Below are 21,843 nucleotides of genomic sequence, written 5' to 3'. Positions count from 1 at the left end.
CTGCGCTAGGTCTTGTGTCTCGAAGCCGTGAAATGGGAGTCGCGATCGGTGCAGTGACAGCGCTTGCCCGGTTGGCCGCAAAAAGAAAAAAGCGAAGGCCGTCCCCGGGCTTCGCCTTTGCATGTTGAGGAATGCGATGCTGCTTCGGCATCACGGGATGATCAAGAGGTTCGGGTCGATCGGGTTGTCCGGTTCGCCGTGGTCATCAACGAAGGCGACGATTTTCTCCACCACCACGGAAAGGCATTGCACGGCCCGATAGAAGCCGGGCATGGATTGAGTCGTGCGCTTGAACAGGCCGGTTTCGACGAGTGCGTCGACCACAGCCGTAGTCGCCTGCATCGTGTCACGATAGGGCGAACCCTCCGGCAGGCAGCAACGCCGCAGCATCGCGTCAAGGCCGTTGATGGGGCCGACCATGTTGTTGTTGCCGTCGCGTTTGGCCTCGAAGTCGGCCAGCTTCTGCGTTTTTTTGGCGATCGGCACAACCGGGAGCACCGTATCGGTCGTGCCGCGGCGGCAGAACGCGTGAGCGAACGCGTGAACGTCGATCTTCGCGTCCGGGCCGCCGTGCGGCAGCTTGATGAACAGCTTGTCGGCGCTCAACAGCGACTCGCGCGCGGGTTCGGACTCGGGTGCCGCATGAGTCGTGTCGATGCGCACGTAATCGCGCTCGAATTCGTCGACGGGAATGATGACATGGGTAGGGGTGCCATCGCTGGCATTGACATACTGAATCGGGGGCATGAAAGCTCCGTTTCTGGTTGAATTACCCCGAGAGTACCCCGAAATACCCCGAAAATACAAGGGCGGTCGTCTTGTCGACGTCGCCCGCCTGCCCGACATTGCCTTTGCCGCGGCTCAACCGGTTAAAAGCGGTCCTGAAGAGACAAAAAACGCGTGGCGTGTGGTGACGATGCCCCGGGGTAACCGCGCCCTGGCATCGAGCATTTCGCGCTACGTGGACTCGGCATCGACTCCTCTTGCCGCCATTTCAGGCATCACCGCTGCAACTGATCGCGTTTCCTCATTCACCAGACTCGACCGATTAACAGCATCGGTCGCTCACACCCAACAGCGCCTCAATAATTACAAAATTAAAGAGAATCAGTTTAACTCATTAATTCAGGCTAATAATTCATTTAATTTTTAGGTGAATATGGATTTAACTTGCGTCACGGGATGTTCGATTTTCGATAATCCGAAAAACGGCATGTGTTCCGTAAATGGAAATTCGCACAATCGCAGGCATGAAGAGGAAATCATGACGAATCTTTCTCGACGCAAGATGCTGGCTGGAACGGCCGGCGCCATTGCCGCGGCGGGTATCGCCGTATCGGCCAAGGCTGCTTCGTTCGGTAATCCGGACCGCCCGCCGGAAGGCGCGGTGAATGCGCGCAACCGCCAGAGCCTGACCGACCCGGGGCCCCAAAACCCGGCAATCGCCAATCAATTCCCGTCCTTTCAGGATCCGCCGGCTACCGATATCAATGGGATGCCATTATTCTGGGCGTCATTCAATAACGCCCATAAACGCATTCAAAATGGCGGATGGGCACGTGAAGTCACGCAGGACGATTTTGCGATTTCCGAAACCATTTCCGGCGTCAACATGCGCCTCACGCGTGGCGGCATTCGCGAGATGCACTGGCACCAGCAGGCCGAGTGGGCCATCATGCTCGACGGCCGCTGCCGGATCACGGTACTCGACGAACTCGGCAGGCCATCGGTGCAGGACGTGAAAACCGGCGATCTCTGGTATTTCCCGCCCGGTCTGCCGCATTCGCTGCAGGGCCTCGGCACCGACGGCGCCGAATTCCTGCTCGCGTTCGATAACGGCCGCGCGTCCGAATTCAACACGCTGCTGCTGACCGACTGGATCGCGCACACGCCGCCCGACGTGCTTGCGCTCAACTTCGGCGTGCCGGCCGACGCGTTCAGGAACATTCCGCTCGACAACCTGTGGATCTTCCAGGGCGACGAACCGGGCCCGCTCGCGGAAGCGCAGCGCGCGTCGGCGTCGTCGGCCGGGGCGCCGCCGCATCCGTTCATCTTCTCGCTCGGCGACATGAAGCCGGTCAGGAAGACCCGCGGCGGCGAAGTGCGGATCGCGGACAGCACGAACTTCAACGTGTCGACCACGGTCGCGGCGGCGCTCGTCACCGTGCATCCGGGCGGCATGCGCGAGCTGCACTGGCACCCCAACGCGGACGAATGGCAGTACTACCTGCAGGGCGACGCGCGGATGACCGTGTTCGACACGGGGCCGAAGGCGCAGACGGCCGACTTCCGCGCGGGCGACGTCGGCTACGTGAAGAAAAGCCTCGGACACTACGTGCAGAACACCGGCAGCACCGACCTGGTGTTTCTCGAGATCTTCAAGACCGACCGTTATGCGGAAGTGTCGCTGTCCGACTGGCTCGCGCATACGCCGCCGCAGCTCGTCGAAGCGCACCTGAACGTCGCACCGGACGTGATCGCGCAGTTTCCGCGCAACCGTCCCGACGTCGTGCCGCTGTAACGCCGCCGCCTCGGCCGGCAGGCGGCATGCCGGCCACGGCGCCCGAACTTCAGGAATCCTTCCTAATTCGAACGGAACCTCACCATGATTCCCGTCACGAGCAAACGTGCCGGCGGCTTCGCGCTGCCCGACCTGTCCACCGCGCACCCCGACGGCGCGGCGCGCGCCGCGCTGGAAGGGCGCCGCACCGGCGTCTCCGCGCTGCTGCCGTTCATCGGCCCGGCCGTGATCGCGTCGATCGGCTACATGGATCCCGGCAACTTCGCGACCAACATCCAGGCCGGCGCCGCGTACGGCTACCGGCTGCTGTGGGTCGTGCTGGCCGCGAACGCGATCGCGATGCTGTTCCAGGCGATGTCCGCGAAGCTCGGCATCGTGACCGGCCGCAATCTCGCGGAGCTGTGCCGCGACCGCTTTCCCGCGCCGGTCGTGTGGGGCATGTGGGTCGCGTCCGAGATCGCCGCGATGGCGACCGACCTCGCCGAATTCCTCGGCGGCGCGCTCGCATTCGGGCTGTTGTGCCACCTGCCGCTGTTCGCGGGGATGATCGCGACGGCGCTCGCGACCGGCGCGATCCTCGCGCTCGAAAAGCGCGGCTTCCGGCCGCTGGAAGCCGCGATCGCGGCGCTGGTCGGCGTGATCGGCGCGTGCTATCTCGGCGAGCTGCTGATCGCGCCGCAGGACTGGCATGCGGCCGCGTTCCACCTGGTCGTCCCGCAGATTCCGGATCACGCGGCGCTGACGATCGCGGTGGGGATCATCGGCGCGACGATCATGCCGCACACGCTGTATCTGCATTCGGGTCTCACGCAGGATCGCACCGCGCCGCGCGACGACGCGGAGCGGCGGCGGCTCGTGCGCTTCTCGAATCGCGAGGTCGTCGTCGCGCTCGGGCTGGCCGGGTTCGTGAATCTCGCGATGGTGATGATGGCGTCGTCGGCGTTTCACGCGAGCGCGCCGGGCATGACCGACATCGGCGACGCGTATCACACGCTGATCCCGGTGCTCGGGCCGGCGGCCGGCGCGCTGTTTCTCGTCGCGCTGCTGACGTCGGGCGTGTCGAGTTCGGTGGTCGGCACGATGGCCGGGCAGGTCGTGATGCAGGGCTTCATCCACCGCCGCATGCCGGTCTGGGTGCGGCGCGCGGTGACGGTCGTGCCCGCGTTCGCGGTGGTCGCGCTCGGCTGCGACGTCACGCGCGCGATGGTCGCGAGCCAGGTCGTGCTGAGTTTCGTGCTGCCGCTGCCGATGATCGCGCTGCTGTTGCTGTCGGCGCGCACGGACGTGATGGGCGCCTACGCGATGCGGCCGCCGCTGCGGATCGTCGCCGGCGCGGCGACGGTCGTGATCGTCGGGTTGAATGCGTACCTGGTGTGGGCGGCCTTCAATTGAACGGCCGCGGGCCGGCAGCCTACTGCTGCATGTCCGGCGCCTCGCGAAGCCGCCAGATCACGTTGCATTGCTGGCCGCCGAGGCTCGTCGAGCGCAGCGTGATGACGGTGCCGGCCGCGACCTGATACCAGAAATGCGCCATCAGCTCGGTGCCTTTGCGTTGCGCCTGCCCGTCGACCAGCACCTCGCACAGCAGCGGCGACGGCGAGCCGGACGGATGCGTGACGTAGACGTTCAGCCGCGCGATGTCGCGGGTCGCGGTGAGCACGATTTCGTGGTTTCCGCTGCCGATCAGCATCGTGCCGCCGGGTTCGTCGATCGCCTGCAGGTAGGCGCCGGTGCTTTCCTCGATCGCCGCGGCCGCGACGGTCAGCCCGGCCGAGCGGACGTAGCCGGTCGCCGCGATGCGCGCGGCAACCGTGTCGGATTGCGCCGGCGTGCCGTCCGACAGCGCGAACGGCATGCCGTCGCGCAGCGCGGCGTCGGTGTGGTTCGGGTAGTAGCGCCACCGGTCGAGGAAGCGGATATCGCCGGTCATGTGCAGCGCGCGGATCGGCTCGCCGTGATACCGGAGCGTCGTCGTGCCGGTGCTGGCATCGAACGCTTCGTGAATGCCGTACTTGCTGACGAAGTTCTGGACAGGGTCGAGCAGCGCCGTTTCACCCTGTGCGCCCCACAGGTGCAGGAAGGTCGTATCGATTCCGAAGCATTCCTGGAAATCGGTACCGATGCGGGCGATGCAGTCGCGCAGGTGGTGGGCGTAGCGTGTCCAGGCATCGGCGGTCCCGGCTACGAGCCCGGCCTGCAAGGCGCCGCCGTGGCGCGCGGAGACTTCGTCGACGACGAGACGCCAGTGATGGTCGCGCCGCTCGCCGATCAGCGGCGTGACGACGAACGTGCAGAACAGCGGGTCGGGGCACGCGTGGATCCGGTCGTCGCCGATCTGCGAGAACAGGTCGAACCCCGGTGCGCAGAACCAGATGTCGGCGTCGTACAGCGCGAGCTTGCGGATCTGCGGGTGGCGAGCGCAATACTCGGCGGCCTCGATGAAGCGGCCGACCGGCAGCGCATACGCGCCCGATGCCTCGATCACGTCGACCGCCTGGCTCGCCAGGATCTGCCGCTTGCGTTCGGAGAGGCCGTAGCCGATCACCGCGATCCGGCCGTCGTAGCCGGTGTGCCGCAGCGACAGCAGGAACGGCACGAGCATTTCGTACCACGCGCGGTTGTTGTCGTTGATCGCCACGCAGACCGCGTGCTCGCTCGAATGCATGTTCTTTCCCCGGTGTGCGTGCCCGGCTCAGTAGCCGACGTGGCGCTCGCAGACGACCGCGCCGCAGCCGCGGCTGTCGTGATACGTAATATGAAACTGCTTGTTGTCCCACAGCCACTGGAACACGGCTTGATATACGCCTGCCGTGGTCATGTCGTGCAGCACGATCTTCTTGCGCGCCAGCGGGCCGAAGCGATTGAGTTCGGCGAGCGTCTGCTCGTACGTGTGCGTGGTGTCGATGAACAGCAGGTCGGATGCCAGCGGCTCCATCGCCAGATCGTCGGCGATCCTGAATTCGAAGTCGACCGACAGGTCTTGCGCGGCCTGCTCCAGTTCGTGCCGGATGCGGAAGTGCTCGTCGGAGATGTCGACCGACACGAGGCGCTTGGGTTGCGCGAGCATGAAGGCCGTCGTGGTCAGCCCGGTGAACACGCCGAGCTCGAGGATGGTGTCGCACCCGGTCGCCGTTTCCGTATAGAAGTCGAAGCGGGAAGGGCTGTCGCCGAGCCAGCCGATCGGTTCGATCTGGTACTGCAGAAACGCCATTCTCAGTTGTTGTAGCGTGCGCATCCTGTTTTCCTTCGCGAACCGGATTCGGTGGTGGTTGCCAGCGCCGGGACCCGCCGGCCCCCGCGGTGCCGGCCATTGTAGATCGCCGGCCGCCCCTCGCCCTAGCGCGGGCGCGGCGGTGGCGGCGATTACCCGCGCGCCGGCAGGGCCGGCCGCGCGGGCAGCCCCGATTACTTCGCGAGCGTGCGGTATGACACGAGGTCGTTGATCGGCCCGATTTCCGGCCCGGTCGCGCCGGGGCGCGTCGCGACCTGCACGACCTTCTCGAACATGATGATGAACGGCGAGTTCGCGAGCACGGCCTTCTGCAGCGCTTCGTAACGCTGCGCGCGCTTCGCGGGCGACGGCTCGACGAGCGCGGCCTCGGTGTCCTTCGTCAGTTGCGGAATGTCCCAGCTGTTGCGCCACGCGAGCATCTTGGTCGGCGACTGGTCGGAGTTGTCCGGATTCCACGCGAAGCCGCGCGCATTGCTGTTCGGGTCCATGTAGTCGGGCGACCATTCACCGATGAAGATGTCGTGCTGGCGCGCGCGATACTTGCCGATCGCCTGCTTCGCATCGCCCGGAATCAGCTTCACGCGGATGCCGCCTTGCGCGAAGTTCGCCTGCAGCGCCTGCGCGATCTCGAGGTACGGATAGTCGTTCGGCATGTCCATCGTCACGTCGAAGCCGTTCGGCAAGCCGGCCTTGGCCAGTAGCGCCTTCGCCTTCGCGACGTCCTGCTTGTACGGCCGCGCGTTCGACGCACCGAGGAAGCCTTCGGGCAGGAAGGTTTCATGCACCTTGTAGGTCGTGCTGACGATGTTGCGCTGGATGCCGTCGTAGTCGACGAGCCATTTCATCGCCTGCTGCACCTCGGGTTTCGCGAGGTTCGGGTTCTTCGTGTTCAGGCTCAGGTACAGCAGCGCGGACACCGGCCACGACGTGACCTTGATCTTGCCGGCCTTCGTCAGCGCGGCGAGGCTGTCGGGGCTCAGGTTGCGCGCGGCGTCGGCGTCGCCGTTCTCCAGCAGCAGGCGTTGCGCGGATGCTTCGGGCACGTGGCGCAGCACGACGCGCTTCATCGGGTACGGCGTGCGGTATTTCTCGAAGCGCTGCAGCACGATGGTCTCGTTGGGCGTCCACTTGACGAGCTGGTACGGGCCCGAACCCGCGTCGTTGGTCCGCAGCCAGGCGCTGCCGAAATCGTTGCCTTGCTGATGCGACAGCAGCAGCTTCTTGTCGAAGACCGATGCCGGGCACGCGCTCAGCACGTTGAGCACGAAGCTCGGCGCGTACTTGCGGTCGGTTTCGAGCACGACGGTCTGCGGATCGACCACGCGCACCTTCTGCATCACGTTCGCCTTCGTGAGGCCGAGATCGGCGAGCACGCCGGCCGGCCCCTTGTCGAGCAGGATGGTGCGCTGCAGCGACCACGCGACGTCGTCGGCGGTCACCGGGTTGCCGGAGTGGAACGTGAGGCCGGGGCGCAGCTTGAACGTGTAGGTCACGCCGTCGGCGCCGACCGTCCACGATTGCGCGATCTGCCCGTCGAAGCGTGTCGGGTCCTTCAGGTCGACGCGCACCAGGCGTTCGTAGGTGTTCGCGACGTATTCGGACGGCACCAGCTCGTAGATCCCGCTCGGGTCGAGGGTCGTGAATTCGCCGAGCTGCGTCGCGACGACGAAGATGCCGGGCGGCGTGGCCGCCTGCGCCGGCAGTGCCGGAACAAGCGCGACGAGCGCGGCGCTGACGAACAGGCGGGACAGCAGGTGCTTCATGCGGGCTCCGTTGAAAGGGAATCGTGGGTGCGATTCTCTCATCGACGGCCGCCCGGATGAAAATATTCGGCGTGCGCGCCGGTGGGGTGGCGCGTAGCCGCGAGCCGGGCGGGCGCCCGGCGTCGGCGGGTTCGAATCAGATCGCGCAGCGCGCGATCGCGAAGCGCATCGCTTCCTCGGCCGGCTCGTTGCCCGAGCCGCGCACGACCTTGATGACCGAACCGTTGCCCGACGGCGTCAACGTGACGAAGTACGAGTTCGAGCCGACCGCGATGTCGGTCACGCCGTTGTGCTGCGATTGCTCGGTGCCCGACAGGCGGCTGTCGAGGCAGTTGGCGACCGCGTAGGCCGGACGTTGCGACGACACGTAGATCATCGGCGCTGCACCGGAGGCGGAGCCCGAGTCGGACGAGGGCGCGGAACCGCAGGCGGCGAGCAGGGCGGCGGGAAGGAGCAGCAGGAATCGTTTCATGATGGGTCGTCGTGGGTCTCGTATCGAGGCTGGGGCGCGGGGGAGGCGAAACGCGAAGCTTCGCGACGAAACCGCCCGGAATCGGGCCGTTTTTGACGGATGACGATGCGACAGGCGGCTGACGACGGAGTATACCCGCAGCGTTTGAAGCCGTTGGCGGGTTGAAACGATTCGATACACAACAAGCACCCGCTACCGCATCGCGGCAGCGGGCGTTTCAGGTGACGGCGAATGGGCACTTGCCGGTGTTGTCGATCTTATTGGCCGATCTGGTGGCTGACCGCATTTTCCTGCTGGTTCAGCACGTGCTTTTCGCTCTTCGTGATGTGGCTGTGATCCTGCGCAGCCATGTCCCGCTCTTCCCGGCGGATCTTGCGGTCGTCACGGTGCAGGCGCGCAGCCTCGGCGTGCGACATCTCGCCTTCCTTCACTTCGTGATGGATCCGGCGATTCTGGTTGGCGAGGCGCTGGTTGACCGCTTCGCGGCGCGGATGCGCCTGTTGCCACGGCGTATCGGCGAACGCGGTACCGGTCAGCACCGACATCAGGGTGGCGGCAATCGCGAGATGGCGGGTCAGGGCTCGCATGGTGTGTTCTCCTGTCGTTGCGCTCCGGATCGTGGGCGCTTGTCCAAAAAACGCGGAGCGGGCACCGGCTGTTGACGTTTCCTCGTGTATCGATTGCAAGTCTTTATTACGTCGGCGTGTGACGGCGCGAGCCCCGGCGCGTGCAGGACGGGGCCCGACCGTCGCGCACTCGGGTCAATGCGCGCCGGCCGCCGCCGCATCGGCATCGCCGCCGCCGGAGCGCTTCGGCTTCGTGATCCAGATGAGCGGAATGATCGCGATGAAGATGATCGCTGACACATAGAAGATGTCGTTCAGTCCCATCACGGCCGCCTGCGAATCGACCGACGCGTTGAAGAACGCGAGTGCCGAATCGGGGCCGAGGTGCAGCAGCGAGCGCGTCGTGTCGACCTGCTGCGTGAAGACCGGATTGGTGACGCTCGCCTGTTCGGTGAGCCGCACGTGATGCAGGATCGTGCGGTCGTTCCATGCGTTGCTGATCAGCGACGTGCCCACCGCGCCGCAAAACGTGCGGCCGAAATTCGACAGGCCGGCGGCGGCCGGGATCTTCTCCGGCGGCAGCCCGGACAGGATGATCGACGTCAGCGGCACGAAGAACATCGCCATCGGGATGCCCTGCAGCAGCGTCGGCAGCACGAGATCCCAGCGCGACACGTCGGTGTAGAAGGTCGTGCGCATCATGAACACGACCGCGAAGCCGACGAACGCGAGTGTCGCGATGTAGCGCGGATCGGTGCGCGGCAGCAGGCGCCCCATGACCGGCGTGAGCAGGATCGCGAACACGCCGAGCGGCGCGGTGGCGAGCCCGGAATCGACCGCGCGGTAGCCGAGATAGCCCTGCATCCACTGCGGCAGCAAGACCAGCGTGCCGAAGAACATCCCGTACGCGACCGAGATCGCGATCGTGCCGCCCGCGAAATTGCGTTGCGTGAACAGCCGCAGGTCGACGATCGGGTTCGCCTCGTGAAGCTCCCACACGAGGAAGAACGCGAAGCCGATCAGCGCGACGATGCCGAGCGCGACCACGACCGGCGAGTTGAACCAGTCGAGATCCTTGCCCTTGTCGAGCATGATCTGCAGCGACGCGACCCACAGCACGAGCAGCAACAGGCCGATCGTATCGATCGGCATGCGTTTCGTGGCCGATTCGCGGTCGCGGAACACGATCCACGTGACGGCGGCCGCGAAGAAGCCGACCGGGATGTTGATGTAGAAGATCCACGACCAGTTGTAGTCGTACGTGATCCAGCCGCCGAGCGACGGCCCCGCGATCGGGCCGACGAGCGCCGTCATCGACCACAGCGCCAGTGCGCTCGACGATTTCTGCCGCGGCCACGCGCCGAGCAGCAGCGCCTGCGACAGCGGCGCGAGCGGCCCGGCGACCGCGCCCTGCAGGATCCGTGCGGCGAGCAGTGTCGGCAGGTTGGGCGCGATCCCGCACAGCCACGACGCGAACACGAACAGCAGGATCGACGTGACGAACAGGCGCACCTGGCCGAAGCGCTGCGTGAGCCAGCCGGTCAACGGAATCGACACCGCGTTCGCGGCCGCGAAGATCGTGATCACCCACGTGCCTTCGTCGACCGACACGCCGAGGTCGCCCGAGATCGTCGGAATGGCGACGTTCGCGATCGACGAGTCGAGCACGTTCATGAACATCGCGAGCGATACCGCGATCGTGCCGATCGCGAGGCGGCCGCCCGATAGCGGGGCTGTAGTGGACGGAGAGGACATGGGTTTCCTGCGTAAGGGACGTAAGGGGCGGAACGGATGCGACCCGTTGCGGCGGGCACGCGCGGCCGCACGCGGCCACGCACGCGCGCGCGAATGCGACGCACGGACGGCGCGGCTGCTGAACGGAAGGAAGCACGGCGCGCGCGACGCGGCCCGGTAGAGGGGCCGACGCGTGCGACGTGCTGCTCGATCGGATGCACGAAGCCGTGGCGGGCTTCGGGAGGCGGAATGCGGAATGCTGCCGGTCAGGAAGGCGGGGCGCGCGTGACGCGCCTGCGGGCAGCGGTCAGGCGGCTGCCATCGCGTGTGGAATGGTTTTGCATCGCGACAGGCTAACGATGTGGCGAGCCGCCATCAACACGTGCCGGCTCATTAATCGATTTCGCTTGCTGCAATAATCGCTGGGCGAACCGTGCCGGTTACGGGGCGGTGCGCCAATCGTCGAACACTTCCGCGAGGAATTCGACGAACGCGCGCACCTTGCTGTCGAGCGTCGCGCGCCGCGGATACAGCACGTGCAGCTCGACGTCGTCGGTCCGGTGCCAGTCGGGCAGCACGATTTCGAGCTCGTTCCGCTCGAGCCGGCGGGCCGTGTAGTGCGTCGAGACCAGCGCGATGCCGCCGCCGCTTGCGGCCTGGCGCAGCACCGTCACCGATTCGTTGGTGATCAGCACCGGCCGCACCGGCACGTCGGCCACTTCGCCGGCCGCATTGGTGAGCCGCAGCGTCAGGCCGGGCGCGTCGCGGCCGACGAGCAGCAGGTCGTGCTGCGCGAGATCCTGCGGCGTGGCGGGCCGGCCGACGCGGTCCAGATACGCGGGGCTCGCGGCGAGCTTCGCCTGCGACCAGCCGAGCGAGCGCGCGATGTAGCTGGAGTCCGTCAGCACGCCCGCCCGCAGCGCGACGTCGAAGCCATGCTCGACCAGATCGAGCGGGTTGTTGTCGTAGATCAGCACGAGCTGGACCAGCGGGTAGCGCCGCCGAAACTCGGCGAGCGCCGGCTCCAGCTCGAACAGGCCGATCGAATAGGGCACCAGCACGCGCAGCATGCCCTCCGGCGCCGTGCGCAGCGCACGGGCCTGGCGGTCGGCGTCGAGCAGGATGTCCTCGGCACGCAGGCAGCGCTCGTAGTAGTCGCGTCCGGCTTCGGTGACGGACACACGGCGCGTGGTGCGGTACAGCAGCTGGACGCCGAGATCGTCCTCGAGCTGCTTGACCTTGCGGCTTACGCGGCTGAGCGGCATGTCGAGGTGCGTGGCGGCGGCGGTGAAGTTGCCGCGCTCGACCACGCGCAGGAATATCCGGATGCTTTCGAAGTCCATACGAGGTGCTTCAGTGTTCGACCTGCGCGCATCTTACCTGTGCCGGCCGAATTGCTTCGTGCGGCGGCGATTATCCTGCCCGGTGCAATAACGCATCCTGTCCGCGCCTCTTAGTGGCGGCGGCGCGCCCCCGTATGCTCGCCGCATGAAATTCGCCTTGCCCTCTCTACCGCCGCTCGCGGCCGTGCGCACCGCGCTGCGCGACGCCCGGCCCACGCTGCCGCCCGGCGCCCTCGGCTTCGCGTTGCGCAACACGGCCGCGTCGCTCCTCGCGCTCTACATCGCGTTCCGGATGAATCTCGACGACCCGAAATGGGCCGCGTCGACGGTGTGGATCGTCGCGCAGGGCAGCCGCGGGATGGGTTTGTCGAAGAGCCAGTACCGGATTCTCGGCACGGCGATCGGCGCGGCCGTCGCACTGGTGCTGACCGGCGCCTTCGCGCAGACGCCCGAGCTGTTCCTGCCGGCGCTCGCCGCGTGGATCGGCCTGTGCGCGGGCGTCGCGACCTTTCTGCGCAATTTCCGCGCGTATGCGGCGGTGCTCGCCGGCTATACGGCGGCGATCATCGCGATGGACGCCGTCTCCGCGCCGCTGCACGCATTCGACATCGCGACCGCGCGCTTCCTGTACGTGGTGGTCGGCATCCTGTGCGGCGCGGCGTTCGAGACGGTGTTCGCACCCGGTTCGCCGCTGGCCGACGTCCGCACGCGGCTCGCGCGCTATCTCGACCGCGCGGTGGCCGTCGGTGCGGGCGCGCTGCGCTGCGAGCCGAACGGCGCCGCCGTGCACCGGCTGTTCGCGGACGCGCTCGAACTCGACACGGCGGCCGAATATGCGGCCGCCGGCGATCCGCCGGTGCGCAACGCGATCGGCCATCTGCGCGCGGCGGTGCTGGGTGTGCTGTCCGCGCAGGCCGCGGGGCAGGCGCTGCACGAGCACGCGGCGCACAGCGACGGCACGCCGGAGCCGCTGGTCGTCGATGCCGCGCAGGTGCTCGATGGCGTGGCGGCGTCGGGCGAAGCGGGGCCTGCGCTGACCGCATTGCGTGCGCGCGTGGACGACGCGGTGCGCGCCGAGGCCGCGGAGCCGGCCGGCTCCGATCCGTCGCGCCTGCTCACGCTCGACCGGCTGGCGGCGCTGCTTGCCGGGTTCGACGCCGCCTTTGCGGGCAAGGCGCAGCTGGACCGGCCGAATCCGCCGGCGTCGCGCGTGCGCTATGCGTTCCACCACGATCCGGTGCTCGCGTGGCACAACGGCATTCGCGCGTTCGTCGCCGTGCTGGTCGCATCGGCGCTCTGGATCGTCACCGCGTGGCCGTCGGGCGCCGGGTTCGTCGCGATCACGGGCGTGGTCTGCGCGCTGTTCTCGACGCGCCCGAACTCGGTCGGCGCCACCGTCGGCTTCCTGAAAGGGGCGGCCTGCGCGGCGGTCGCGGGCGCGCTCTGCAATTTCGTGCTGCTGCCGGCGGTGTCGGGCTTCGAGATGCTCGCGTACATCCTCGGCGTGTTCATGATCGGCACGGGCATCGCGATGCGCAATCCGCGCACGGCCGGCATCGGCAGCGGCTTCTCGATTTTCTTCTGGAATTTCACGTCGCCGGACAATACGGCGCGCATCGGCGATGCCGCGTTTCTCAATTCGGCGCTCGCCACGCTGCTCGGCATCGCGTTCGGGGCGCTGGTGTTCGCGCTCGTGTTTCCCGGCGATCCCGGCACGAGCCGGCGGCGCCTGCATCGCGCGGTGCGCGACGATCTGGTTCGCATCGCACGCAATCCACGGGCATGGCGGGCGAGTGCGTGGCTGAGCCGCACGGCCGACCGTCTCGGGCGCGAACTCGGTTTCGCGGGCCGTCTGTCACCCACGCTCATCGAGCGCGACCTGCGCGATCTGCTCGCGGCCTGGACGATCGGCGACAGCCTGTTGTCGCTCGCCGAACTGGCCGCGCGCGAGCCGGCGGCGCGCCGGGCGGTCGCGGTCGTGCGGGGGCGGGTCGGGCGCGCGGATTTCGCGCGGCTGGCGCGGACCAGCAACGCGGCTGCCCGCGTGCTGCTGCGGCGCGTGACCGAAGTCGACAGCGACGACGGCCGCGCACTGCTGCGCGGTGCGGTGCTGCTGAGAACGATCGCGGAGACGGCGGCCGCGCACGATGGCTTCCTGCGCGCGGTAGCGTTCGTCTGAAATCGGAAGGAGTGGTGCAGTCTCTCCTTCGAAAAACACCTGTCCATCGACGTTGAATGAGGCAGGCGCACCCTGAGGCTTCAGTTTTCCGCTTTGCCTCGCCGGGGAATCATTCGTCAGCGGTATCCAGTTCCGTGGTGTCGTTGCTCATCTTTTTCCCCGGGGCGACTGACGGAATCCAGACCTGAGCGCTTGAATTTATCAGCGTCTGTTCCAATGGTTACTTCCCACCGGTATTCGAAAAATTTGAGCACTCTTGCAGTGCGTTCACATATTTGGCGAGGAGTCCGCTCACTCCCGTGCGCAATTTAATTTTCGGAATGGCATTCATGGCTAAATCCAACTTTTTCTGTTGGGCTGCGTTTTTGGGGGGGCAATTGCGGCTGTTTAATGAGAGTGATCGAGGGGCCGGCGCAATGCAGGCAACGACCCCGTGCTGTCCAAGCGACAAGCACTCAACTCTGTTGTCGTAATGGAGCGGCAAGGGGATATTTTTAATTTAATTCGAACCTATTTATATTGATTCTTGGATTATTGAATAATATTGACGATTGGTGAATCGAATCGAGCTGATATAAATGACAGCTTTAAAGTCTATGTTTTTTATCTATGTTTTATTCATGCGGCTGGTTTGATTGTTAAGTGTGTGCATAGGAGATTCCGGGAAAAGCGAGGCGAAGTCGTGAAAAACGCCGGGTCAACGCGAAAAACGAGGCGCGCGACTATGGCGTGGCAATGTGGTGGCCGCAGTAATGCGGGAAGGTGCAGTGGATTGATAGGTTTGCTTGCAAAATAATCGGGGCATTTAAATCGTGCATTAAAATAACACAAAGGTGAATGTCATGGCGGATCCGAAAAACTTCGTTGATCTTCAAGCTGGCTTCTACAACGCACTCGCCCAGGGTCTGGGGTACTCCAACCAGGACCCGTTTCAGGTGATTCAACCGTCGCCTCCGCTTCTGGATGGAGAGGGCGCGGATGACTTGCTCTGGGCCTATTTCAACAATCTTCCCGTCGCGTCTCTGACGGGGAACACGCAGATTTCGGGCGGCAATCAGTTTCTTGCCAATTACCAGGCAGTGATGTCTGCATTGCAGTCAGCACCGAACAACTTCCAATCGACGCTCGGCCCGGCATGTTGGGATAGCTATCAGGCTGCGCTGAAGCAGGACAAGAGCCTGACGAATCCCAAGAAGTTTCGCAATTGGGCGCTATACAACGGAGCGTGTTCTGCCGTTGCAGTGTCGGGCGCGTCTGCCTTGGCGGCTGCGGAGCTTGATCCGATCTTCGCTGCGCAGTTGAACGTCGAACCCTACCTCCCGGCCGGTGACGAGTCGGTTGACTTCGTGCCCGGCTACTCGAAGATGCTTGCCTTGCTCAAGAAGGCGCCGTATCGCTCCTTCAATGTCGGTACCAACAGCTGGCAAACCGATGTGTCCAGCACGTGGACCCAAGGTTCGAACAGCGGTTTCTTCGGGCTATGGGGCGGCAGCAGCTATACGTCCACGTTGAGCCAGAAGTTCGCCTCCGGCGGTGTATCGGTGGACGCGAGCTTCCGCAACGTGCTGCCGTTCAACGTGACCCCGGGCACGTGGTACAGCTCGGGCGCGTTCGGCCTCGCATTCAACAACCCGGGCAGTGCGCCGTGGAAGCCCGGTGTCAAGCCCAATTGGGAAACGACATTCGGCGCGTCGGGCAACATGCAACGGTTCGCATCGACTCTCGTGATTGTCAACGAGATGAACATCAAGGTTACGTCTAACGCGTCCTATAGCGAGAGCGAGCAGGAGCAGATCAGAAATAACTCGTCCGCCGGTTTGTGGCCATTCTATTGCTCCAGTAGCTCGGGCGGTTCCAACACGTCGACGGCGTTCAATGCCGCGGGAAACATGACCGTCACGATCACCTCTCAGAAGAACGTACCCGTTGTCATCGGCTGCATCGTTCTTTCCGCAAGCCACTATCTCGGCCATGAGTCGCTGGCGTCGAAGATCCTTACCGAGAAGTTCTACAGCTGACGTCGGGCAGTGATACCTGAGCCGGCATTCCGGCCATTTGCAGCAGGAGGTCGCTGCGCCGTGCTCATTTCGGGCGGGATCCCCTGGATCCCGCCGACTTGCACAACCGAAGAAAGGTCAATCCCATGGCTTCATTCGTCGAACTGCAAGACCGCTTTATCACCGCGGAGTTTGCGGCGCTCGGGTTTTCTCGGTCGGGCGGGCAAGTGCTACAGCCGGCCGCATTGCTCCGCTCCGGGGATAACGAGTCACTGTGGTCCTGCTTCAACACCATTCCGGCCGACTTGCCGGTCTTTGCGCCAAGCGGTGGCGACACGTTTTTTGCGGCATATTCCGCGTTGATCGACTCATTGATACCTGGATCCGCTCTGCTCGATCCGATCGCGGCAGCAAAGCATCGCCTCGATGTGTGGGGGCGGCAGCCCCCCGCCTGGAATGTCGACTATGCCGGCCTGGTGAAGCAGCTTGCGGTAGCCCCTAGCGTCACGTTTCCGTTCGGCAGCAACGCCGAGCCGAATACAGGATTCTGGGGCCTGTGGGGCGGCAGCGATTCCATCTCGGGACCGAGTGCGCAATTCGCCGCCGGCGACGTGTCCGGTCAGTTCGAATTCAAGCACGTGCTTCCGTTGTCGGCAACGCCGTCCAACTGGTACGTTTCTTCAGCGCTGTCACTTGCGCACGCGACGATGAGCGGCGACCCGTGGAATCCGGGATCGGCGATCAATTGGCAATCGACGTTTGGCCCGCAAGGCAACATGCAGCGCTTTGTTGCAAGCTTGCTTGTCGTATCGGGTCTGAATGCCGAGTACACATCGAGTGCGTCGTTTAGCAAAGCCGACCAGCAATCGATCCAAGCCAGTCAGGCGAAGGGTATGTGGCCGTTCTACTTGAGCGGCTCCGGGATTTCCACCCATATTCACTTCAACAGCGAGAACCAGATGACGGTGCAAATCGCCAGCGATCGGAATGCGCCAATCGTCCTCGCCGCGTCCGTGGTAAGTGCAGCGCAATTCCTCGGAGGGTAAGGGGCGCGACGCAATGGCGCGGTCGTCGACGGTGCGGCCCAATCCACGGCAGGACTCGTACCGAGAATGCAGGGGACGTCAACGCCGGGCGGCGCGTCGCTACCGGGCCGAGTCGGCCGGATCAACTGAGCCGCCAGGCCTTGCCCGGCCTCACTTCCGCCGGCAGCGGCTCGCGGTTCAGCTCGAGCAGCGTGCGCTCGATCTGCCGCGTCATTGCATCGAGTGCGAGATGGTTCGGCCCGTCGCCGAACGGCTCGGCGATCGCATGTGCGATCGCGTCGAGGGCGATCAGCGTATAGGCGACGAACACGCTGACGAACGGCGTCGCCGCGCCGATCGAATCGACGAGACCGAACGGCAGCAGCACGCAGTACGCATAGATGGTCCGGTGCAGCAGCACGTCGTATGAAAACGGGATCGGCGTCGACGCAATCCGTTCGCAGCCGCTCACCATCGCGACGAGATCGTCGAGGCGCGCGTCGAGCATCCACAGTCGCGTGTCGGAGAGATGGCCCGCATCGGCGCGTGCGGCGAACGCTTCGCGCAGTGCGTGCACGATGACGACCGGGCGGAACCGCGCAGCGGCAACGCGCGCGTAAGCGGCGCCGTCGAGCAGCCCGCGCAGGTCCGCGGCCGGATCGGTGCCGCGCAGTTGATGCTTGAGCGCATAGACGAACGCGACGACCGTCCGCACGAACGCGCGCCGCGATGCGTCGTCACGGTCGATCGCGCCATAGCAGAGCGCCTGCGACACCAGCGTGCGCGTGGCGGTCAGCACGCCGCCCCACAGTTGCCGGCCCTCGCGGTAGCGTTCGTAGCTCGCGTTGTTGCGGAACCCCGCGAAAATCGCGAGCGTCAGGCCGATCAGCGTGAACGGCGTCGGGTTCAGCGGCACCTTCTCGCCGAGCACGCGGCCGCCGCCCCAGACCGCGACGAGGCTGATCGCGAGCGTCAGCACGAGCTGCGGCAGGATGGTCGGCAGCACCGAGCCGTTCCAGACGAGCAGCATCCGCAGCCAGTGCTCGCGCGGACGAACGATCATCGCGGCGCTCCGTCAGGCGGCAATCGAGGCCGGCGCGGCCGCGCGATGCAGCAGCACGGGAATCGACTTCGACGTCGGTGTGTTGCACACGTCGCCGACGCTGTCGAGCGGCACGAGCGGGTTCGTTTCCGGGTAGTACGCGCCGATGCAGCCGCGCGGGATGTCGTACTCGACGAGCAGGAAGCCGTCCGCGCGCCGCTCGATGCCGTCGTGCCACACGGTTTCCATGTCGACCCAGTCGCCGGCCTTCAGCCCGAGCATCGCGAGGTCGTCACGGTTGGCGAACACCACGCGGCGCTGGCCGAACACGCCGCGATAGCGGTCGTCGAGCCCGTAGACGGTCGTGTTGTACTGGTCGTGCGAGCGCGTCGTCATCAGCGTCATCAGGCGCTCGCCGTGCAGCGCGCGGGCACGCTGGATCGGCGTGTCGGCCGGCAGCGCATGCGCGATGAAGTTCGCCTTGCCCGTCGGCGTGAGCCATTCACGGTCGCGCGACGCGACGCGCAGGTGGAAGCCGCCCGGTCGCGCGATGCGCGTGTTGTAGTCGTAGAAGCCGTCGAGCGTCGCCTCGATCGCGTCGCGGATCTTCGCGTAGTCGTCCTTGTAGGCAAGCCAGTCGATCTTGCCGCTGCCGAACAGCGCATGACCCATGTGCGCGACGATCGCGGGCTCCGACATCAGGTTCGGCGACGCCGGCTTGTTCATCCCGTACGACACGTGGACCATGCTCATCGAATCCTCGACCGTCACGCCTTGCGCGACGTTGTCCTGCAGGTCGATTTCGGTGCGGCCGAGCGTCGGCAGGATCAGCGCGTCGCGGCCGTGGATCAGGTGGCTGCGGTTCAGCTTCGTCGTGATGTGCACGGAGAGGTCGCAGCGGCGCATGCCTTCCCACGTGCGCGGCGTGTCGGGCGTCGCCATCGCGAAGTTGCCGCCGAGGCCGATCAGCACCTTCACGTGGCCCTCGAGCATCCCTTCGATCGTCTCGACGACGTCGTAGCCGTGGTGGCGCGGCGGTTCGAAGTCGAACACGTGGCCGAGCCGGTCGAGGAATGCCTGCGACGGCTTTTCCTCGATGCCGACCGTGCGGTTGCCCTGCACGTTCGAGTGGCCGCGCACCGGGCACAGGCCCGCGCCGGGGCGGCCGATGTTGCCGCGCATCAGCATCAGGTTCGTCAGCATCTGTACGGTCGCGACCGAATGCTTGTGCTGCGTGATGCCCATGCCCCACGTCGCGATCACGCGCTCGCTGCGTGCATAGAGCTGCGCGAGGCTGTCGATCTGCTCGTACGGCACGCCGCTTTCGGCCGTCAGCGCCGACCAGCTTTCGTTGCGCAGGTCGTCGGCGAATGCGTCGAAGCCGGCCGTGTGCTCGCCGATGAACGCGGTGTCGAGCACGCGCGGCGCACCGGCGGCGCGCGCGGCGTCGTCGAGTTCGAGCACGCGCTTCGCCATCCCCTTGATCAGCGCGAAATCGCCGCCGATCGTCGGCTGGATGAACGTCGATGCGATCTTCGTGCCCGACATCGTCAGCATCTCGATCGGGCTTTGCGGATCGGCGAAGCGTTCGAGGCCGCGCTCCTTCAGCGGGTTGATCGACACGATCGTCGCGCCGCGCTTCGCGCACTCGCGCAGCTCGCCCATCATCCGCGGGTGGTTGGTGGCCGGGTTCTGGCCGAAGATCAGCAGCGTGTCCGCATGTTCGAAATCGTCGAGCGTGACGGTGCCCTTGCCGACGCCGACCGATGCCGGCAGCCCGCGGCTCGTCGCCTCGTGGCACATGTTCGAGCAGTCGGGGAAGTTGTTCGTGCCGTACAGGCGCACGAGCAGCTGGTACAGGAACGCCGCTTCGTTGCTCGCGCGGCCGGACGTGTAGAACGCGGCCTGGTTCGGGTCGGGCAGCGCCCGCAGGTGGCGCGCGATCAGCGCGAACGCGTCGTCCCATGCGATCGGCACGTAGCGGTCGGTCTGCGCGTCGTACACCATCGGGTCGGTGAGCCGGCCGTGCTGCTCGAGTTCGAAATCCGACTGTTCGAGCAGCTCGGTGACCGTGTGCGCGGCGAAGAATTCGGGCGTCACGCGCTTGCTCGTCGCTTCCGCGGCCACGGCCTTCACGCCGTTTTCGCAGAATTCGAACGTCGACGCGTGCTGGCGATCGGGCCACGCGCAGCCCGGGCAGTCGAAGCCGTCCGGCTGGTTCTGGCGCAGCAGCGTACGGTAGTTGCCGCCCGCGACCTTTTCCTTGATCAGGTTGATCGTGACGGCTTTCAGCGCGCCCCAGCCGGCGGCCGGGTGGGTGTACGGTTCGATGCGCGCGGTGGCGGATTTCTTTTTCATGATGCAGCGGGTGTCGGGGTCGATGGATGCAGAGTACGCGCGGCCCCCGTCCGGCTGTGTGTACACCTGTTCATTCCAAAAAAGAGTACAGTTGCGGCCATTCAGGCAGTGCGGATCGCAACTGTATTGTTGAAGGGAAGTTGAAAGGGAGGCGCGTGAAGCGTTACGAACAACTGGCCGACGATCTCCAGGCGCAGATCGAGCGCGGCGTGTACCGGCCCGGCGAGCGGATTCCGTCGGTGCGGCAGGCGAGCCGGCAGCAGCAGCTCAGCGTCACGACCGTGCTGCGCGCGTACCTCGTGCTGGAAAGCCGCGGCCTGATCGAGAGCCGGCCGCAATCGGGCTACTTCGTCCGTGCGCGCGCGTCGGCGCCGGCCGAGGCCGAGCTGCACATGTCGGCGCCGGCCGCCGAGCCGTCGGCCGTGGACGTGAGCCGGCTCGTGCTGTCGACGCTGCGCTCGATCTCGCGCGACGACGCGGTGCCGCTCGGTTCGCCGTATCCCGATGCATCGCAGTTTCCGGTGCAGCGTCTTGCGCGCTATGCGCAGACGATCGGCCGCCGCCGCACGCGCTGGGGCGTGATCGACGATCTGCCGCCCGGCAACCAGGAGCTGATCCGCCAGATCGTGCGGCGCTACGCGGAGCGCGGGATCGTGGTCGAACCCGGCGAGATCGTGGTGACGATCGGTGCGACCGAGGCGATCAACCTGTGCCTGCAGGCCGTCGCGAAGCCGGGCGACACGATCGCCGTCGAGTCGCCGACCTTCTACGCGATGCTGCACGCGATCGAGCGGATGGGCATGCGCGCACTGGAAGTCGCGACGCACCCGGTCGACGGCATCGATCTCGACGCGCTCGAACGGGTCCTCGAACGCGAGCGCATCGCCGCGTGCATGGTGATGCCGAACTTCCAGAATCCGCTCGGTTTCCAGATGCCCGACTCGCGCAAGCGCGCGCTCGTCGAACTGCTGGCGAAGCACGGCGTGCCGGCGATCGAGAGCGACGTCTATCACGAGCTGCACTTCGGCGACACGACGCCGAGCGCGCTGAAGTCGTTCGACCGCGACGGGCTCGTGCTGCATTGCGCGTCGTTCACGAAGAGCCTGTCGCCGCGCTACCGGATCGGCTGGGCGATGCCGGGCCGCTACCGCGATCAGGTCGAGAAGCTGAAATTCCTGAACACGCTGGCCACGCCCGCGATCGAGCAGCTCGCGATTGCCGAGTACCTGAAATACGACGGCTACGATTTCCACCTGCGGCGCATGCGCAAGCAGTACGCGCAGCAGGCGAGCCTGATGAGCGCGATGGTGCGGCGTTTCTTTCCGGAAGGCACGCGGCTGTCGCAGCCGCAGGGCGGGTACGTGCTGTGGGTCGAGCTGCCGCGGCAGGTCGATGCGATGAAGCTGTATGCGGCCGCGCTCGCTCAAGGAATCACGGTCGGCCCCGGACACATGTTCTCGGCGAGCACCGATTACCGGCATTTCATCCGGCTCAACTACAGCTATCCGTGGTCGCGACAGATCGAGGATGCGTTGAAGGTACTCGGGCGGCTCGCGTCGGAGTGCGTGGCGCGCTGAGTGCGGGGGCCGCGCGGCAAGCGGCGGCCGACGC

At 65.7% G+C, this 21,843-nt stretch carries 17 protein-coding genes; 7 read left to right on the top strand and 10 right to left on the bottom strand.

The window, feature by feature from the left end:
- Window positions 1–150 precede the first annotated feature (150 nt).
- Window positions 151–747 carry a hypothetical protein gene (locus tag CFB40_RS26600; RefSeq protein WP_089432866.1) on the bottom strand — a complete coding sequence of 199 codons (597 nt, stop codon included), beginning with the start codon at window positions 745–747 and terminating at the stop codon, window positions 151–153.
- Between CFB40_RS26600 and CFB40_RS38195 the strand changes: the two genes are divergently transcribed.
- The 3 genes from CFB40_RS38195 (at window position 746) to CFB40_RS26590 (ending at window position 3,913) form a co-directional block, all read left to right on the top strand.
- Window positions 746–1,153, top strand: a complete 408-nt coding sequence (locus CFB40_RS38195) for a hypothetical protein (protein WP_143329888.1) — start codon at window positions 746–748, stop codon at window positions 1,151–1,153. The two genes, CFB40_RS26600 and CFB40_RS38195, sit on opposite strands and share 2 nt — an antisense overlap.
- A 111-nt stretch (window positions 1,154–1,264) precedes the next feature.
- A complete protein-coding gene (locus tag CFB40_RS26595; protein WP_089427236.1) occupies window positions 1,265–2,521 on the top strand; it encodes an oxalate decarboxylase family bicupin in 1,257 nt (418 codons plus the stop codon).
- Window positions 2,522–2,605: 84 nt separating this feature from the next.
- A complete protein-coding gene (locus tag CFB40_RS26590) occupies window positions 2,606–3,913 on the top strand; it encodes an Nramp family divalent metal transporter (RefSeq protein ID WP_089432865.1) in 1,308 nt (435 codons plus the stop codon).
- 19 nt (window positions 3,914–3,932) lie between these two features.
- Here the strand turns inward: CFB40_RS26590 and CFB40_RS26585 are convergent, their stop codons facing one another.
- The 7 genes from CFB40_RS26585 to CFB40_RS26555 all read right to left on the bottom strand — a co-directional run bounded on the left by CFB40_RS26585 (window position 3,933) and on the right by CFB40_RS26555 (window position 11,631).
- The gene (locus tag CFB40_RS26585) at window positions 3,933–5,186 is read right to left on the bottom strand and encodes a hypothetical protein (protein ID WP_089432864.1); all 1,254 of its coding nucleotides are present in this window, start codon (window positions 5,184–5,186) and stop codon (window positions 3,933–3,935) included.
- A gap of 27 nt (window positions 5,187–5,213) precedes the next feature.
- A complete protein-coding gene (locus CFB40_RS26580) occupies window positions 5,214–5,756 on the bottom strand; it encodes a class I SAM-dependent methyltransferase (protein ID WP_143329887.1) in 543 nt (180 codons plus the stop codon).
- A 170-nt stretch (window positions 5,757–5,926) separates the two neighbouring features.
- Complete coding sequence (locus tag CFB40_RS26575; protein WP_089427239.1) at window positions 5,927–7,516, bottom strand: ABC transporter substrate-binding protein; 1,590 nt, start codon at window positions 7,514–7,516, stop codon at window positions 5,927–5,929.
- A 136-nt stretch (window positions 7,517–7,652) separates the two neighbouring features.
- The gene (locus CFB40_RS26570) at window positions 7,653–7,988 is read right to left on the bottom strand and encodes a sugar ABC transporter ATPase (RefSeq protein WP_089432862.1); all 336 of its coding nucleotides are present in this window, start codon (window positions 7,986–7,988) and stop codon (window positions 7,653–7,655) included.
- Between the two features lie 257 nt (window positions 7,989–8,245).
- A complete protein-coding gene (locus tag CFB40_RS26565) occupies window positions 8,246–8,575 on the bottom strand; it encodes a hypothetical protein (RefSeq protein WP_089427241.1) in 330 nt (109 codons plus the stop codon).
- Window positions 8,576–8,749: 174 nt separating this feature from the next.
- A complete protein-coding gene (locus CFB40_RS26560; protein WP_089432861.1) occupies window positions 8,750–10,309 on the bottom strand; it encodes a DHA2 family efflux MFS transporter permease subunit in 1,560 nt (519 codons plus the stop codon).
- Window positions 10,310–10,728: 419 nt separating this feature from the next.
- Entirely contained in the window at window positions 10,729–11,631 is a 903-nt protein-coding gene (locus CFB40_RS26555) for a LysR family transcriptional regulator (RefSeq protein WP_089427243.1), read from the bottom strand.
- A 145-nt stretch (window positions 11,632–11,776) separates the two neighbouring features.
- On the opposite strand from CFB40_RS26555, the gene CFB40_RS26550 reads away from it, so the two are divergent.
- From CFB40_RS26550 to CFB40_RS26540, 3 genes are all read left to right on the top strand, one after another.
- Window positions 11,777–13,810 (top strand): FUSC family protein, encoded by a 2,034-nt coding sequence (locus CFB40_RS26550; RefSeq protein ID WP_089432860.1) that lies wholly within the window; start codon window positions 11,777–11,779, stop codon window positions 13,808–13,810.
- Window positions 13,811–14,652: 842 nt separating this feature from the next.
- On the top strand, window positions 14,653–15,828 hold the full coding sequence (locus CFB40_RS26545; RefSeq protein ID WP_089427245.1) for a hypothetical protein: 1,176 nt from the start codon (window positions 14,653–14,655) through the stop codon (window positions 15,826–15,828).
- A gap of 125 nt (window positions 15,829–15,953) precedes the next feature.
- Window positions 15,954–16,853, top strand: a complete 900-nt coding sequence (locus CFB40_RS26540; protein WP_089432859.1) for a hypothetical protein — start codon at window positions 15,954–15,956, stop codon at window positions 16,851–16,853.
- Between the two features lie 121 nt (window positions 16,854–16,974).
- Here CFB40_RS26540 and CFB40_RS26535 read toward each other — a convergent pair whose 3' ends face one another.
- Both CFB40_RS26535 and CFB40_RS26530 read right to left on the bottom strand, forming a co-directional pair.
- Window positions 16,975–17,895 carry a bestrophin family protein gene (locus tag CFB40_RS26535; RefSeq protein WP_089432858.1) on the bottom strand — a complete coding sequence of 307 codons (921 nt, stop codon included), beginning with the start codon at window positions 17,893–17,895 and terminating at the stop codon, window positions 16,975–16,977.
- 12 nt (window positions 17,896–17,907) lie between these two features.
- Window positions 17,908–20,232 (bottom strand): FdhF/YdeP family oxidoreductase, encoded by a 2,325-nt coding sequence (locus tag CFB40_RS26530; RefSeq protein WP_089427248.1) that lies wholly within the window; start codon window positions 20,230–20,232, stop codon window positions 17,908–17,910.
- 155 nt (window positions 20,233–20,387) lie between these two features.
- On the opposite strand from CFB40_RS26530, the gene CFB40_RS26520 reads away from it, so the two are divergent.
- The gene (locus CFB40_RS26520) at window positions 20,388–21,809 is read left to right on the top strand and encodes an aminotransferase-like domain-containing protein (protein ID WP_089432857.1); all 1,422 of its coding nucleotides are present in this window, start codon (window positions 20,388–20,390) and stop codon (window positions 21,807–21,809) included.
- The last annotated feature ends 34 nt before the right edge of the window (window positions 21,810–21,843 follow it).

The sequence above is a fragment of the Burkholderia sp. AU31652 genome, from assembly GCF_002223155.1.
Taxonomy (GTDB): domain Bacteria; phylum Pseudomonadota; class Gammaproteobacteria; order Burkholderiales; family Burkholderiaceae; genus Burkholderia.
Note: the sequence above shows the minus strand (reverse complement) of the source record. Positions and strands in the feature narration are given on the sequence as shown.

Coding starts and splice junctions, on each gene's coding strand:
- CFB40_RS26530 (WP_089427248.1), bottom strand. CDS start 20,232: ATGAAAAAGAAATCCGCCACCGCGCGCATCGAACCGTACACCCACCCG.
- CFB40_RS26600 (WP_089432866.1), bottom strand. CDS start 747: ATGCCCCCGATTCAGTATGTCAATGCCAGCGATGGCACCCCTACCCAT.
- CFB40_RS26535 (WP_089432858.1), bottom strand. CDS start 17,895: ATGATCGTTCGTCCGCGCGAGCACTGGCTGCGGATGCTGCTCGTCTGG.
- CFB40_RS26585 (WP_089432864.1), bottom strand. CDS start 5,186: ATGCATTCGAGCGAGCACGCGGTCTGCGTGGCGATCAACGACAACAAC.
- CFB40_RS26540 (WP_089432859.1), top strand. CDS start 15,954: ATGGCTTCATTCGTCGAACTGCAAGACCGCTTTATCACCGCGGAGTTT.
- CFB40_RS26545 (WP_089427245.1), top strand. CDS start 14,653: ATGGCGGATCCGAAAAACTTCGTTGATCTTCAAGCTGGCTTCTACAAC.
- CFB40_RS26575 (WP_089427239.1), bottom strand. CDS start 7,516: ATGAAGCACCTGCTGTCCCGCCTGTTCGTCAGCGCCGCGCTCGTCGCG.
- CFB40_RS26550 (WP_089432860.1), top strand. CDS start 11,777: ATGAAATTCGCCTTGCCCTCTCTACCGCCGCTCGCGGCCGTGCGCACC.
- CFB40_RS26580 (WP_143329887.1), bottom strand. CDS start 5,756: ATGCGCACGCTACAACAACTGAGAATGGCGTTTCTGCAGTACCAGATC.
- CFB40_RS26595 (WP_089427236.1), top strand. CDS start 1,265: ATGACGAATCTTTCTCGACGCAAGATGCTGGCTGGAACGGCCGGCGCC.
- CFB40_RS26570 (WP_089432862.1), bottom strand. CDS start 7,988: ATGAAACGATTCCTGCTGCTCCTTCCCGCCGCCCTGCTCGCCGCCTGC.
- CFB40_RS26560 (WP_089432861.1), bottom strand. CDS start 10,309: ATGTCCTCTCCGTCCACTACAGCCCCGCTATCGGGCGGCCGCCTCGCG.
- CFB40_RS38195 (WP_143329888.1), top strand. CDS start 746: ATGAAAGCTCCGTTTCTGGTTGAATTACCCCGAGAGTACCCCGAAATA.
- CFB40_RS26590 (WP_089432865.1), top strand. CDS start 2,606: ATGATTCCCGTCACGAGCAAACGTGCCGGCGGCTTCGCGCTGCCCGAC.
- CFB40_RS26565 (WP_089427241.1), bottom strand. CDS start 8,575: ATGCGAGCCCTGACCCGCCATCTCGCGATTGCCGCCACCCTGATGTCG.
- CFB40_RS26555 (WP_089427243.1), bottom strand. CDS start 11,631: ATGGACTTCGAAAGCATCCGGATATTCCTGCGCGTGGTCGAGCGCGGC.